The following is a 15,269-nucleotide window of genomic DNA, read 5'->3' on the forward strand; positions in this document are numbered from 1 at the left end:
TGCCGCCAAATTAATCATTTTTGCGATTGAAATATAGAAAAAAAGCTCCTTTTCACCAGAAAAGGAGCTTTATCTTACTTAAATATAACTGAAATAATCTCATCCGTCGTCATACCGCTTTCAATTTCAAACGTGCCGGGACGCAAATCATTCTCAAGACCGCGTTTTTCTACATCTTTATAGAATTGGACTCCGCTTTCAATAATGTGGGCTTTTTCAAGTGCGTTCCCAACGTCAATGCTGGTCATTCCCATTGATACGGTTAAAATAGTCCGGTAAACAACTTTTTCGCCAGTTTTGCCCTCAGTTTTCTCTTCTGCCTTTTCATCTTTTTTCTCGCTGGACTTTGCTGCGGCAGCGAGCTGTTTGCTCCATTCAGCTTCAGTGTTGATGACGTATCCTTTAGATGCCAGCAGTTCAATCATTTCTTTATCTGACAGCTTTTCTGCTTTCTCAGTTTTATTAGAAGGCTTTTCTGTACTCTTTGCTTCAGAGGGTCCAAAAAGGTAGACACTTCCTGTTAAGATGGCCGCCGCTAAAAGGCCTGCTGCAAAACTGCGCAAGGTATTTGGTGTCATTGGGCAACCATGCTCCTTTCACCTTTGTTCGCTGAATAAGGCAGGAGCATCAGGTCGACCTCGTTCGGTGTAAGCTGTTTCTTTAATGCAATGCTTTCATTAGAATATCCGCGTTTATGCATATCCAATACTTCGCGAAGCAATAGTCTTTCTTCTGATGGCCCGCTCATTGCCCCTGATTGCTTTGCTGTAATCTCAGCATCCAATTCAATATTTCTGATCTGCTGCTGCAGCTCATGAATTTCATTTTTTAATGTAAAAGTAACCTGATCGATTTGCTGCTCAATATTTGATTTGGATTGCGCCGTTTTTAAAAACGATAAAATGAGCAGCACGACTGCTGAACCAAATAATATGGCGATTACCCATCCCATCCTAAAATCCTCCCTTATGTAAACACATTTTTTCTATGTATCTATTTTTTAACCAAAATAAATTATACCTTTAATGCCGGGGGATTTCGAATGATAAACTCAAAAATAACACGATAGTCCTGAATTTATGTAAGAAAAAGGTGCGGATGGTAAATCTTATTTCTTATCAAAAGGAAAATAAGAGGACAAAAGCCCGGTCCATACAGGACCAGGCATCAGGTTGTCAGCTTTCTTTCTGCAGCTGTGCGCGTTTGGCTGCATGCAGTATATCTTCAATAGGAGAGACCCTGCCGAATTTATCTTTATGAACAATATGTTTTCTTTCAAATTGAGTCGGATTATCGATACCTGCAGCTGCCGCAAGATTAAATAGTCCTTCTCTTAGAGAGATGACATAGTTGCAGACACGGTAATGCTTTTCATCAATAATCAATCCGTCCTGCAGCTTCTTGTCTGTTGTTGCAACCCCTGCAGGACAATGATTGGTATGGCAAACTTGGGCCATGATGCAGCCGACGCTGATCATAAAGCCCCTGGCAATATTGACAAGATCCGCTCCCATCGCAAGAGCAATGGCAATTTTATCAGGAGTGATTAACTTACCGGAAGCGATAATTTTTACGCGGTCTCTGACTCCGTACTCTCTCAGCATTTCATCCACAACTGTCAGGGCTGATTGAATGGGGAGCCCCACACTGTCTGCAAGCTCCTGATAAGTAGCGCCTGTTCCGCCTTCACCGCCATCAACTGTAATAAAATCAGGGCCTTTGCCGCTCTTCTTCATATAGGAAATCATGCTCTCCAGGGCATCAAGATCGCCTACCACTATTTTCATTCCGACAGGTTTTCCGCCTACACTTCGGAGCTCCTCAATAAAATTGAACATGGAAGGGACATCATCAAATTCATAGAAACGGTTTGGACTGTTAATCGTTTTGCCAACCTCTACAAGCCGGATACGGGCAATTTCTTCGGTTACTTTTTCACCTTCAACATGGCCGCCGCGGGTTTTCGCACCCTGCGCAAGTTTTAATTCAAAGGCTTTTACCTCAGGCAGTTCACTTTTCTTTTTAAATTCTTCCCAGGAGAATTCCCCGTTAGCCTTTCGGACACCGAACATATCAGGGCCAATTTGCATTATGATGTCCGGGCTGCCGGCCAGATGATACTGAGACAGACCGCCTTCACCAGTATTCATCCAGGTGCCGCCTGCAAGGCCAAGGCCTTTTGAAAGTGCAGTGATCGCTTTTTCGCCAAGAGAGCCATAGCTCATGGCCGATTGGCCTACAAGTCCCTTGACTCTGAATGGCTGCCGGCAGGTCTTTTCCCCCAGCACAACCGCATCTTCATCACGCAGATAGTAAGGATCTGCCAATTTTTCTTCGCTGTGTTCCTTTCTTGAAAACAGATTGTCTCCATCCACTTTATAAACACGTGTTTTAACTTTCTGTGTATTATCCATCTTCATCTCATCAACGAGTTTAGGGAACAAGGTATTGCGTATATAGAAGCCTTCTTCTTCAAAATCTCTTATAGAGCCGAATCCAATTAACCTTTCTTTGTATTTGCCTGCTTTGACAACATCCTGGTATTCCTTTCTGGAAAAAGGCTTGCCTTCTGTATCATTATTGAATAGGTATTGTCTTAGTTCAGGTCCCACTTTTTCTGTGATGTATCGTACCTTCCCAATTACCGGGAAGTTTCTGAGTATGGAGTGCTGTTTCTGCCTGTCATCTTTTACATACCAATAAATAAATAGAATGACTGGTACTAAAATAACTACTGCAATAAATATAAATAAAGCAATCACAAGGTAATCTGTTAAACTCATTTTGTCCTCCTTCTCTAAAACTGGCTTAGGGCTTCTCGTATAGCGATGTTGCCAGAGGCTGCCTCTATGGTTGAATGAAAGACAGCTTCTTTATCAATAGACTCTACCAGAACTTCGGCTGCGTCCTCACGCGGAATCTCAGCATCCCGGTCATGGATTTTCTTTGACAGGGTAATCTTTCCGCTGCCGGGATTGTCCGTCAATTGGCCAATCCGGATAACCGTGTAGACCAAATCGGCAGCTTTAAGCATATCTTCTGGAAGATCCTTCGCCGCAATCTTGCGGGAAGAGTCCGTTTCACTTTCCTCCGCTTTGACTGCACTCATCATCACAAATCGTCTGACGCCGGATTGTTGAGCCAATTCGATGATATCTGAAATAGATTGGTGATCGACCATGACTGTTTTGCTCGTATGTTTTTTAGGATTGACGCCTGTTAAATAAATCACTGCATCTGATGCCTGAAGATGGGGAATCAGCTTTTGCTCGTCATAAACAGTTGCATGGGCTGCACCCAATTTTACAAGATCTTCAATTTGGTTTTCATTTGCAGCAACGGCAAGAGCTTCATGCTTTCTCTCCGCGAGCTTTCTGATGACATGCTCACCTACATCTCCATTGGCACCGATTACAATTACTTTCATGCTAACGCCTCCTTTTCTACCCTTTTTCCACATAGGGTTTATTTAAAACCAAAATGAGGCAAACAAAAAAGCGGACCATTAGGACCGCTTATAGGATTCCATTTTTACTATAAATCACTGCATGGCTCTGCAGCCCAAAGCAAATCTCACTGTAAAAAAATAAGCTCCATCCTTTGCGGATGAAGCTTCGCCATTATGCCAGCCTTTTAAAATTTTGGCCAAGAATTTCATTCATTGTATGAACGGTGATAAATGCCTTATTATCAACCTGGGTAATGTAACTTTTCAACTTTGTGAAATCCTTTCTCCCCAGGATGGTTGTAATGACTTCTTTTTTATCGGATGTGAAAGCACCGGTTGCAGTGTGGATGGTTGCCCCTTTGCCCAGTTCATGAACGATATAGGTTTTAATTTCATCACTGTGGCGGCTGATAATCACAATTTCCTTGTTTGAATTGAATTGCTGGAGTGCATAATCAATGACAAACCCATTAATGATGACCCCAAAAAATGCATACATGCCGACTTGCGGGCCGAACAGAACGGCAGAAGACAGGGCGATCAATAAATCGGCAAGAAGCACTCCTCTGCCAACTTCAATATTTAAGTATTTATTAAAAATCATGGCGATGATGTCTGTCCCGCCAGTAGAAGCCTGCTGGTTGAAGACAATTGCCATTCCGGTCGCGGCGATGCATTGCCCAATGATCAGCTGAATAAGCAGGTCATTGCTTAGCGGTTGGGCCATTGGGGCGAATTTTTCAAGCGCCCACACATAAAAAGACAAGGCGAAGCTCGCATAAATGGTTTTTGCCCCAAAACCTGATCCAAGAAAAATAAAACCAACTGCAAACAAGATCAAATTGACAAAAATCATGAAAGTACCAATCGAGAAAACGGGAAATAAGTCATTCATGATAATCGACAATCCGCTGACCCCTCCAGTTGCTAAATTATTGGGGGACAAGAAAAAGTGGACATTTATAGAAACCAGGAATGCTCCCAGATTGATCATGGTAAAAGAAAACAGTTTTTGCCGCATCGCCGCAACCTCCTTTTTTATAGTTTTTTTCGAGATCCGTATAAAGTGGAACAACGGGATTATAAAGCCCTTAAAGCTCCTTTGTAAAGGGAATAAGGTCAAAAAAATAAGGTTTAATAATTATGAAAATTGGGAGGGTTTGCAAAAGGGGATGTTATTATCTATTTTTGTTTAATTCTTATATAATAAGTTATGATTAGCACGATTCGAAAGGATGTAAAGAAATCTTGAAAAATAGGAAGCTTATTGTCATTCCCATTATGATTCTTGTAGCTGCAGCTGCAATGTGGATGCTTAATAAAGATTATCAGCAAATAGATGTGTTGATTCGATTGATGATAGCAGCTGGTGCAGCACTATTATCAGGAGTTATCTCATACTTTCTATTCAAGCCGGAAAAAGAAGAACAATAAAGATGCCTGCTCCCTCGTAAAGGGACTGGCATTTCTTTTTGTAACCTTTCCCATTTGGGATCGTATATAAGCAGAAGGGGTTGATAGAGGTGAATCATATTGAAGAATGCCCAGGGTGCAAAGGTACTGAATTTGCGGAAGGCACCGACTTCATGCCGGTTAAACCATTAAATAAAAAACTCTCAGCAGGATCCTTAAAAATCTATCGCTTTTGTTTAAGCTGCGGAGAAGTGGTTTCTATTAGAGTTGAGAATCCAGGCAAGTTTAGAAGCCGGTGATAGAAGAGAATTCTTCATGAAGCCGAAAACCAGGAAGCGAAGAGAAAAATGGTCGCCATGAGCGCTTCATGAAGCCGAAAACCAGGAAGCAAAGAGAAAAAGTGTCGCCATGAGCGCTACATGAAGCCGAATTTCAGGTAACAAACATGAAAAAGTCATCATGAATCGCTTCCGCCAGCCAGCTCTCCTATTTCTTCCGCTTAAGCAGCTGTAAATCAATGTACAGCTGGCATCTTGTGTTAAAGTCATCAAAGTCGATGGATGTTAAATCAGTAATTTGTTTCATTCGGTATTTTAATGTATTTGTATGGATGAAAAGCTGTTCCGCTGTCGGCTTAAGGCGGCAGTTATTCAATAAATATACTTCAAGCGTCTTCAGCAGGCTGGTTTGGCTTTCCAGGTCTTTTTTCTGCAGCTTCATAAGATCTTCATTTACATATTTAGTCATGCTGTTATGCTGTGCGATAGGTTCTAAATACCGGAATACCCACAGCTTTTTATATTCATAAGGCAATTCTTCAGGCGATCCAATGAATTTGGCGGCTTTGATAACCTCCAAAGCCTCTGCATAGCTTTTGCGCAGTTTTAAGATGGAGGAATATTCTCCTCCAATTCCTGCATACACAATCTTCGATCTGAATTGGCTAAGGACGGTATTGGTTAATTCATGTGCGTCTTCTGCCAGGCTGCCAGGTGCAGGGGAACTGCTGCCGATCATGACGATAATTTCATGCTGGTTTGTAAATATATGAGCCGGATGGCTGAGGGCATTCGCAAACAGCCGAACGGTTTCATTCAATTCCGCAAATATCTCTTCATCTGCCTGCACTACCGTAAATACATTGATGATAAAGGCCTCCGGGAGGATGATTTTAACATTCGCCGCTTCCCATTTGATCTGATCTTCCGTCTGATAGGTACGATCAATAATCTTTTGATAAAATTGATGTTTTTCTTCTTCTTTGCGCAGTTTTTTCAGGTTTTTCTGATATAATAGCTTTCCAATATGGAAGGAAACATCATGCAGAAAGCTCATTTCGCTTTCAGATAGAAAGTCTTCTATTTCCTGAACCCAAATAAAACCCAGTATCTGCTCTTTATATTTTGCACTTACAACCACGCGCTGGTTAAGGCCTATTTCTTCCATTTTCTTAATTCTAAAAGGCTCAGGAATTGTCTTTAACTGATCAACAATGCCTTCATCCATAAATTTCTCCAAAATGGGAATGGGCCATCTCTTCGAAAATATGGTCTGCTGGTTCGCCAAATCAAAATGTTCAATATAATACGAGCTATAGGCCAGCAGTGAGAATTGCTCATCCTCGATGACAACAGGCTTCTTTAAAAAAGTACTGACCATTTCTGTAATCTCATCAATATCTGACATATTAAGGATTTTCTCCAGCGGCTGACTCATTAAGGCTCACTCCTAAACATTGCTGTTCTTATTATAGTGAAAAATAATGGGAGACACCACTCGAATTTTGCCATAAGAAAAAGGACCGGGCATTTTCTTCGCCCAGTCCTGAAACATTTAGGTTATTTTAATGACTTTTCAAAGTCACTAAATTGTTTTTCGATTTCTGCAGATGGCTTTGCAGTTAGAAGGCTTACCACTATAATGGCAATTAAGCTGGCAGCAAAACCTGGAATCATTTCATAAAGTACATCAGATAAACCGGCCTGAGACCAAATTATAACAGTGCTGGCCCCAACAACCATTCCGGCTAATGCTCCCCATCTTGTCATGCGCTTCCAATATAAGCTAAGAATGATAAGAGGTCCGAAAGCGGATCCGAAACCAGCCCATGCATAACCCACAAGGTCCAGAATCGTTTCATTTTTCTCCCATGAAATAATCAATGCAATGACAGAAACCAGCAATACAGATAATCTTCCTATTGTAACTAATTCTTTATCTGTAGCTGAGCGGCGGAAAAATGTTTTATATAAGTCTTCAGTTAATGAGCTTGATGTTACAAGCAGCTGTGATGAGATGGTACTCATAATAGCTGCGAGAATTGCCGAGATTAAAAAGCCGGTAATGATCGGGTGAAATAAGACCTCTCCGAGAAGGATGAAAATGGTTTCAGGGTCGTCAATTGAAATGCCTGTATCAGCCACATATGCAATTCCGACGAAACCAGTCAGCATAGCTCCAATACTCGAGAAAATCATCCAGCCCATCCCAATTCGGGTGGCTTTCTTGATTTCTTTTACAGAACTGATAGCCATAAAACGGACGATAATATGAGGCTGGCCAAAATAGCCAAGGCCCCATGCAAATAGGGAAATGATGCCTAATAGACTTGTCCCTTTAAAGACATCAAGGAAAGCTGGATTGATTGTTCTTGCAGTATCAATTGCCGGCCCAAACCCGCCAACATGGAATAGTGTTACTAATGGTACAAGAATAAGGGCGATAAACATAATCAAACCTTGAACAAAGTCTGTCCAGCTAACCGCAAGAAATCCTCCAAATAGTGTATACGCTACTACAACACCTGTAATGATCCATAAACCCGTATGGTAATCCAGTCCGAAAGTGCTTTGGAATAATACTCCACCGGATACCATGCCTGATGATACATAAAAGGTAAAGAAAATTAAGATAACTAATCCTGAAATCAGGCGCAGGATTTTGGAAGCATCCCCGAAGCGGTTTTCTAGATAACCGGGAATCGTAATTGAATCATTGGCTACCTCAGTATATGTGCGAAGCCTTGGCGCAACATAGATCCAGTTCGCCCATGCCCCGAGAGTTAAGCCAAGGACAATCCAGGAAGCGCTTAGGCCAGTGGCATACATGGCTCCCGGGAGTCCCATCAGCAGCCAGCCGCTCATATCGGATGCGCCCGCACTTAAAGCAGTTACTGCAGGACCCAGTGTTCGTCCGCCGAGCATGTAATCTGATAGATTGGAAGTCCGTTTATAGGCATAATAGCCAATCCAAAGCATCCCAATCATATACACGGTAATGGATATCATTAATGCATAATCCATTTGTAAGCCTCCTTTTTGTTAGTTTAACAAAATATTTAGATAAAATAAGCGATGAGAAAGCAGTGGAATAGCTTTCTCATTACTTAGAAATCAAGAATGGTTGTTTATTATTATAGCCATATTTTATTGTTTTGGAAGAAAAATAATTTTAAAGTTTTACTTTTTGAAAATGCCCTTAAATGCAAAAGCAATATTAGACGGGCGTTCAGCGAGCCTTCTCATGAAATATCCATACCAGTCCATTCCATAAGGTACATAGACACGCATCTTATAGCCTTGCTTTGCCAGTTCCAGCTGTGTTTTATTCCTCATGCCATAGAGCATTTGGAATTCAAAGCGATCGTTTGGAATGTTATGCTTCTTTGCTAATTTTTTTGTGTACTCGATGATCTGATCATCGTGAGAAGCTATTGCTGTATAATTTCCATTTAACAGACTTTGCTCAATTAATTTCTTATAGTTTTCATCTACATCTGTCTTTTCAGGAAATGCATGCTCCGGTGATTCTTTATAAGCACCTTTTACCATTCTTAAGAAAGGCTGGTATTTTCCCAGATCCTCTAGGTCCTTTTCAGTCCGGTACAGGTAAGCCTGCAGAACTGTGCTTACACAGCTGTACTTCTCTTTAAACTGTTTAAACAAATCGATAGTGGCCTGGCAGCGAGGAACATCCTCCATATCGATTGTCACCATTATCTTATGCTTCTCGGCAGTATCAAGAATTCTGGTCATGTTTTTCACAACAAGATCATGATCGATATCCAGGCCAAGGGAAGTCATTTTAAGGGATACTTGTGAATCAAGTCCTTCTTTGCTGATCATTTCAATGGTTGAAATACATTCCTCTGTCCGTTCATTGGCCACTTCAACAGAATCAACAAATTCTCCCAAATGGTCCACTGTTACAGAAAGTCCTTGATTATTCAGATCTCTGATAAAGCGGACGCTGCTTTTAAAATCAACTCCGCCAATTAATTTACCTGCGGCAAAACTTCCGCCTCTGTTCTGGGCAATTTTATTCAGTAAGCTATTTTTTGATAAATATAGAAAAAAATCTCTTGTAATCGCTTCCATTTTAACAAGCACCTCCAATGGTTATTTCTTTAGATTAATCTTACAATTCTGTGACAAGTTACGACAATGTTCATTTAAAACAAAGATTCTATATTTCTATTGTTGACTGAAGACAATGAAAGGCTGCATTTTCCAGACGAGAAAACATCTGCTTCAGTTCCAGGCAACTTCCGCTTTCTGTTGTCAATTAATATGTAAGAAAAGTTTCCATAATTATTGTTTACATTGACAAGCATTTGTATTTAAATAGTAATATAGTTTTGAATATTAACTTATTTCTGAAAATGGGGGTTAGAGAAAATGAGAAAGCAGTTAAAGAAATTTGCGCAATTTACAGCATTGTCCAGTTTGCTTGTTCTCGCTGCTTGCGGCGGCAATCAGGCTGCTGGGGATGAGGAAGGGGAGAGCAGCGGAGGAGCTGTTAAAGCGGATATTGGAGTTATTTCTTATATCAGCGGGCCAGGTGCAGCATATGGCGAAGCTATCACGAATGGCTTAAAGCTCGCACAGGAAGAAATCAATGGCAAGGGTGAAGTCGAGATAAACCTTGTAATTGAGGATTCTGCCGGCAAGCAGGATCAGGCATTAACAGCAGCACAAAAGCTTATGAATTCAGAGAATGTGACAGCCATTATCGGGCCTACATTAAGTACAGAAATGAATGTAGTAGGTCCTGAAGCCGATCTGAATGGGGTGCCGATCATGGGTACTTCAACAACTGCAGAAGGGATTCCGCAAATTGGGGATTATGTCTTCCGCAACTCGCTGCCTGAGGCATTGGCAATTCCGGCTTCAATAGATAAAGCCATTGAAAAATATGATGCTAAAAAAGTAGCAATTCTATATGGAAATGATGATGTTTTTACAAAATCGGGCTTTGACACGATGAAAAAAGCAGCAGAAGAGAAGGGCCTTGAAATCTTAACGATTGAGACATTCCAAAAAGGACAATCAGACTATAACGCACAGCTGACGAAAATTAAAGGTTTAAAGCCGGACCTTATTCTGGCGTCGGCTCTATACAATGAAGGTGCAGTCATAATGGATCAGGCAAGGAAAATGGGCATTGATGTCCCGTTTGTCGGAGGAAACGGCTTCAATTCTCCTGAGGTCATCAATATCGCAGGGGATGCAGCAAATGGCCTGATTGTGGCAACTCCTTGGTATGGTGAAAAAGAAGATGATAAGGTCAAGGAATTTGTCGGTAAGTATGAGGAAGAATACGGCAAAAAGCCTGACCAATTTGCAGCCCAGGCTTATGATGCACTATACATTATGGCTGAAGCATTAAAAAATGCAGGTGAAGCTGACCGTGATGCACTTCGTGATGCTTTGGCCGAAATCAGAGGCTTTAACGGAATCCTTGGAGAGTTCTCTTTTGATGAAGAAGGGGATGTCGTAATGGATCCGACCGTTTTGGTTATCGAAGGCGGGGCATTTAAAGAATTTAATTAAGAAAGCTGCAAAAGTAAAGCTCTGGCGCTTTCAGTGCCAGAGCTTACTTTTAAGAAAATGATTCATATAAATAAAGGTTAGTAGGTGAATACCGTGTTAATTGAACAATTAATAAACGGAATTACCCTTGGCAGCATTTATGCCATCGTTGCTCTTGGGTTTACATTGGTTTTCGGAGTGCTTGGCATTATCAATATGGCACACGGAGAAATCTTTATGTTCGGGGCCTTCATTGGTGTAGTTGTCACTTCTACATTTAAAGGGCCGCTTTGGCTGGCCTTTATGGCAGCAATTTTGGTAACTGCCGCAATGGGATATCTGCTTGAGCGATTTGCTTTGAGACCGCTCCGGAATAAACAGGGGGTATCCCATCTCGCGCCATTGATCAGCACAATTGGTGTTTCCATACTGCTGGAAAACCTGTCTCACCACATTTTTGGCCCAGGCAACCATCCTTTCCGTGCTTCATTTGCGGAAATTAGTTTCCAGATTGGTTCGATCACCGTATATCTTGTGCAGATTGTCATCTTTGTCATCTCTGTCCTTCTCATGTACGCCCTTTCTTTTTGGCTAGGCAAAACAAAGGCAGGGAAAGCCTTAAGGGCAACTGCTGAAAACCTGGAAACTGCCAGCCTTCTTGGTGTTGATGTGAAAAGAACGATTACGATGACTGTTATCATCGCATCTGCGATGGGCGGGATTGCCGGGATCCTGGTCGGAATGGCATTTAACTCTGTTACGCCTCAAATGGGATTGTCCATCGGGCTAAAAGGACTTGCCATTATCATTCTTGGCGGCATGGGGAATGTCAAGGGAGCGATGGCCGGGGGCCTTATCCTTGGTCTGGCGGAAACCTTTGTCGTTGTTTACGGCAATTCGGGATACAAGGATGCAATAGCTTTTGCGGCTATTATCGTCATCCTTCTCATCAGGCCGCAGGGATTGTTTGGCCAAAAAATTTCAGCGTAAGAAGGTGAACTCATGCTTGCAGAATTAATAAATCCATATTATTTACAAGTTGCTTCTTTTATATTAATCAACATAATTTTAGGGGTTAGTATATATATTACTCTATCAACCGGTCAGCTCTCGCTTGCCAATGCAGGATTTATGGGGATCGGTGCCTATACATCTGCCCTTCTGACGCTGAACTTTGACCTTCCGATTATTGTGGGGATACTGGCGGGCACTTTATTGGCGGGGTTATTTGGAATCCTTATCGGGATACCGACACTAAGGCTTCAGGGGGTTTACCTCGCCATTGTTACCCTCGGGTTTGGAGAGGTTATCCGGGTTATTTTTGTAAACTGGGAGTCTATGACAAAGGGAGCTGTAGGTTTATCAGGCATACCGCATATGGGCCGTGAACTGCTGAATACTTTAAAAGACTTTGGCTTTGATCCGAAAATACTTGGACTTCAAAATAACCAGTTTGTATTTCTTGCTATTTTCCTCATTTTATTAGGGGTTACGATTATCATTATCACTTTTTTCAGAAGGCAGAACCGTTCCAGGGTGGGACGTGCTTTCGCAGCGATTAAGCTGGATGAAAAAGCAGCAGAGTCAATGGGCATCAATATTACTTATTATAAGGTCCTGGCATTTGCACAGGGAGCATTGGTAGCTGGATTTGCAGGGGCATTATTTGCACATGTTCTTGCATACATAAGTCCTGCCGATTTTGCCTATCACCGTGCTGTTGAGATACTGATTTTCGCGGTTTTCGGGGGAAGCGAAGTAATATGGGGACCGGTGTTTGGAGCGCTCTTCTTAACTGTAATGCCTGAAGTGCTCCGGTTTATCAGCGAATACCGCTACATGATTTATGGTCTGATCATTATTATTATGATGGCTGTCCGGCCGCAGGGATTAATTGATGTAAATATTTTAAACTGGCTTAAGCTTAAAACATCAAAGAGGGGGCAAAAGCATGGTACTTCAAGTCAAAAAAGCATGTAAAAACTTTGGCGGGCTAAGTGCCTTGTCTGATGTCTCGTTCTCTATCAATCAGGGTGAAATTTTTGGGCTGATCGGTCCTAACGGAGCCGGGAAGACAACGATGTTCAATCTGATTACATCGATGTTTACTCCTACCTCAGGCGAGATTATCTTTAATGAAGACAACATCAATGGCTTAAAGCCGCACCTGATCACGAAAAAGGGCATTTGCAGAACATTCCAGAATATTCGCCTGTTTCCGCAGATGACAGCAGAAGAAAATGTGATGGTTGGGGAGCACTGCAGAAGTAAGTCCGGCGTATTCAGCAGTGTATTCAGGACAAAATCACAGCGAAAAGAAGAAGAAAGAATCCGCAGCAAAGCGAATGAACTATTAGAGTTTGTTGGGCTGGGAGGTTTTGCGGAGGTCGTTTCTGACAGCCTGGCATACGGCCAGCAAAGAAGGCTGGAAATTGCCAGGGCACTGGCCAGCTCTCCTCAGCTGCTGCTGCTGGATGAACCGGCAGCCGGAATGAATGAAACAGAAACAAGTGAATTATTTCATCTCATCAAAAAAATTCAGGAACAGGGCATCACTGTCCTCCTGATCGAGCATGACATGCCGCTTGTCATGAAATTATGCGACCGTATTGCCGTGCTTAACTTCGGCAAAAAAATTGCTGAAGGCACACCTGCTGAAATCCAAAATAATCCTGATGTCATCGAAGCCTATCTCGGCAGTGAGGAGGAAGATTTGTATGCTTAAGGTAAACGGGATTAACGCTTTTTATGGAAAAATCCAGGTGCTTAAGAACATTAGCCTCGAAGTGGAAGAAGGCAGTATTGTTACGATACTTGGCGCAAACGGAGCTGGGAAGACAACAACCATGAAGACCATTTCCGGGTTGCTTAAGCCTCAAGCCGGAAATATTCAATTTCAGGGGCATAATGTAACGGGACTTCGGCCGGACCAGCTGCTCCGTAAAGGGATTGCCCTTGTTCCGGAAGGCCGCCAGATCCTTTCAGGAATGACAGTGCTCGAAAATCTGGAAATGGGTGCGTATCACCGTAAGGACAATGAAATTGACCAGGATATTAAGGATGTAATGAAGCGTTTTCCAATCCTCGAAGAAAGACAGAAACAGCAAGGTGGAACCTTATCCGGCGGACAGCAGCAGATGCTGGCCATTGCCAGAGCGATCCTGAGTAAACCCAAGCTGCTTCTCCTTGATGAGCCGTCAATGGGGCTGGCACCTCTGATAGTGGCTGATATCTTTAAGATTATTAAAGAAATTAACGAAATGGGCACTACCGTTCTTCTGGTGGAGCAGAATGCCAGGCAGGCACTAAAAATATCCGATTATGGGTATGTCCTGGAAACCGGAAAAATGGTTGCTGAGGGAAGCTCACAGAAGCTGCTGAATGACCCTAGAATCATGGAAGCCTACCTGGGGCGGAAATCAAGCTAACAATAAAAGGCCGAATCTTTAGATTTGGCCTTTTATATTTTTACCTATTGCATTATGGTAAAATCGGATGAGAAAAGAATTATTAGTGCAAAAACCGGAGGATAAATGAAAAAAATAAAGAAGATCTTAAAACGGCTGATTATAATTTTATTAATTCTCGGCGTATTTATGTTTTTAAACAATACCTCCCTGCTTACAAAAGAAAGAAATGCTGAGCCGCTGCTTCTCGCCCATCGAGGAATGGCCCAGACCTTTCATATGGAAGGGATAACGGGGGAGACGTGTACGGCTGAAAGAATCTACGAGCCTGAGCATTCCTTACTTGAAAATACGATTCCTTCCATGGAAGCAGCTTTTGAAGCAGGTGCAGATGCAGTTGAATTGGATATTCAGCTTACAAAAGATGGACAGTTTGCTGTGTTCCATGATTGGAAGCTGGAATGCCGGACAAATGCAAAGGGAAATACGAGAGAATATACAATGCAGGAATTAAAAAAGCTGGACATTGGTTACGGCTATACAGCGGATAATGGAAAAACCTTTCCGTTTCGCGGTAAAGGAATCGGGATGATGCCAAGTCTCGATGAGGTCATGAAAGAGTTTCCGGAAGGCGATTTATTACTCCATATTAAAAGCAATGACCCCCAGGAAGGAGAAAAGCTTGCTGAGTACCTGTCCATGTTTTCAAAAGACAGATTGGAGAAAATATCTGTGTATGGAGGAGACGAACCTATTGCTGCACTGAAGGAAGAAATGCCTGCAATGAGGGTGATGTCAAAGGCAACATTGAAAGATTGTCTTCTGCCTTATATAGGGGCGGGATGGACAGGGTATGTTCCAAACTCCTGCAAAAACACACAGCTTCATATTCCTGAATCATATACGAAGCTGATGTGGGGCTGGCCGAATAAATTTATAAATCGGATGGACGATGCAGGCACAAGAGTTATTGTGGTTGCAGGAGACGGAAGCTGGTCGGAAGGATTTGATAGACCTAAAGACCTGGAACGGCTGCCTGATGATTATTCAGGAGGCATCTGGACAAACAGGATAGACCTGATTGCCCCCATATATAAGTAAGAATAGGCGCTTGGTTTATCCAGGCGTTTTTGATTTTTTTAATGGAATTATTTAAAAATTTTGTAAAAAGGATTATGATATTAATAAGGA

General features: G+C 42.1%; 16 protein-coding genes. 8 read left to right on the forward strand and 8 right to left on the reverse strand.

The window, feature by feature from the left end; all coding sequences use genetic code 11:
- Positions 1–74: 74 nt before the first annotated feature.
- The 5 genes from JI665_RS18445 to JI665_RS18465 form a co-directional block, all read right to left on the reverse strand.
- Positions 75–578 carry a hypothetical protein gene (locus JI665_RS18445; RefSeq protein WP_206842483.1) on the reverse strand — a complete coding sequence of 168 codons (504 nt, stop codon included), beginning with the start codon at positions 576–578 and terminating at the stop codon, positions 75–77.
- Positions 575–952, reverse strand: a complete 378-nt coding sequence (locus tag JI665_RS18450) for a hypothetical protein (protein WP_048010370.1) — start codon at positions 950–952, stop codon at positions 575–577. Before JI665_RS18450 ends, JI665_RS18445 begins: the two co-directional genes overlap by 4 nt.
- Before the next feature lie 223 nt (positions 953–1,175).
- Positions 1,176–2,783 (reverse strand): FMN-binding glutamate synthase family protein, encoded by a 1,608-nt coding sequence (locus JI665_RS18455; RefSeq protein ID WP_206842486.1) that lies wholly within the window; start codon positions 2,781–2,783, stop codon positions 1,176–1,178.
- A gap of 14 nt (positions 2,784–2,797) precedes the next feature.
- Positions 2,798–3,427, reverse strand: a complete 630-nt coding sequence (locus tag JI665_RS18460; RefSeq protein WP_206842487.1) for an NAD(P)H-binding protein — start codon at positions 3,425–3,427, stop codon at positions 2,798–2,800.
- 193 nt (positions 3,428–3,620) lie between these two features.
- Positions 3,621–4,469: a YitT family protein gene (locus JI665_RS18465; protein WP_206842488.1), complete on the reverse strand. Its 849-nt coding sequence runs from the start codon at positions 4,467–4,469 to the stop codon at positions 3,621–3,623.
- Between the two features lie 227 nt (positions 4,470–4,696).
- Between JI665_RS18465 and JI665_RS18470 the strand changes: the two genes are divergently transcribed.
- Entirely contained in the window at positions 4,697–4,882 is a 186-nt protein-coding gene (locus tag JI665_RS18470) for a histidine kinase (RefSeq protein ID WP_206842489.1), read from the forward strand.
- Positions 4,883–4,971: 89 nt separating this feature from the next.
- Positions 4,972–5,160 (forward strand): hypothetical protein, encoded by a 189-nt coding sequence (locus JI665_RS18475; RefSeq protein WP_312886244.1) that lies wholly within the window; start codon positions 4,972–4,974, stop codon positions 5,158–5,160.
- A gap of 187 nt (positions 5,161–5,347) precedes the next feature.
- On the opposite strand, the gene JI665_RS18480 is transcribed toward JI665_RS18475, so the two are convergent.
- The 3 genes from JI665_RS18480 to JI665_RS18490 all read right to left on the reverse strand — a co-directional run bounded on the left by JI665_RS18480 (position 5,348) and on the right by JI665_RS18490 (position 9,237).
- Positions 5,348–6,577 carry a PucR family transcriptional regulator gene (locus JI665_RS18480; RefSeq protein ID WP_206842493.1) on the reverse strand — a complete coding sequence of 410 codons (1,230 nt, stop codon included), beginning with the start codon at positions 6,575–6,577 and terminating at the stop codon, positions 5,348–5,350.
- Between the two features lie 122 nt (positions 6,578–6,699).
- Positions 6,700–8,148, reverse strand: coding sequence for a sodium/proline symporter PutP (gene putP / locus JI665_RS18485; protein WP_280516109.1), 1,449 nt, complete (start codon positions 8,146–8,148; stop codon positions 6,700–6,702).
- A gap of 171 nt (positions 8,149–8,319) precedes the next feature.
- Positions 8,320–9,237, reverse strand: coding sequence for a proline dehydrogenase family protein (locus JI665_RS18490; protein WP_206842497.1), 918 nt, complete (start codon positions 9,235–9,237; stop codon positions 8,320–8,322).
- A gap of 300 nt (positions 9,238–9,537) precedes the next feature.
- Here JI665_RS18490 and JI665_RS18495 point away from each other — a divergent pair, with 300 nt between their 5' ends.
- The 6 genes from JI665_RS18495 (at position 9,538) to JI665_RS18520 (ending at position 15,179) form a co-directional block, all read left to right on the forward strand.
- Positions 9,538–10,692, forward strand: a complete 1,155-nt coding sequence (locus tag JI665_RS18495) for an ABC transporter substrate-binding protein (protein ID WP_206842499.1) — start codon at positions 9,538–9,540, stop codon at positions 10,690–10,692.
- Positions 10,693–10,785: 93 nt separating this feature from the next.
- Positions 10,786–11,661 (forward strand): branched-chain amino acid ABC transporter permease, encoded by an 876-nt coding sequence (locus JI665_RS18500; protein ID WP_206842509.1) that lies wholly within the window; start codon positions 10,786–10,788, stop codon positions 11,659–11,661.
- A 12-nt stretch (positions 11,662–11,673) separates the two neighbouring features.
- Positions 11,674–12,651, forward strand: coding sequence for a branched-chain amino acid ABC transporter permease (locus tag JI665_RS18505; RefSeq protein WP_206842513.1), 978 nt, complete (start codon positions 11,674–11,676; stop codon positions 12,649–12,651).
- Positions 12,623–13,396 (forward strand): ABC transporter ATP-binding protein, encoded by a 774-nt coding sequence (locus JI665_RS18510; RefSeq protein ID WP_206842514.1) that lies wholly within the window; start codon positions 12,623–12,625, stop codon positions 13,394–13,396. The genes JI665_RS18505 and JI665_RS18510 overlap by 29 nt, the downstream gene beginning before the upstream one ends.
- On the forward strand, positions 13,389–14,099 hold the full coding sequence (locus JI665_RS18515) for an ABC transporter ATP-binding protein (RefSeq protein WP_206842516.1): 711 nt from the start codon (positions 13,389–13,391) through the stop codon (positions 14,097–14,099). The genes JI665_RS18510 and JI665_RS18515 overlap by 8 nt, the downstream gene beginning before the upstream one ends.
- A 105-nt stretch (positions 14,100–14,204) precedes the next feature.
- The gene (locus tag JI665_RS18520; protein WP_206842518.1) at positions 14,205–15,179 is read left to right on the forward strand and encodes a glycerophosphodiester phosphodiesterase family protein; all 975 of its coding nucleotides are present in this window, start codon (positions 14,205–14,207) and stop codon (positions 15,177–15,179) included.
- The last annotated feature ends 90 nt before the right edge of the window (positions 15,180–15,269 follow it).

It is taken from the genome of Bacillus sp. NTK034, assembly GCF_017303275.1.
Lineage (GTDB): Bacteria > Bacillota > Bacilli > Bacillales > Cytobacillaceae > Cytobacillus.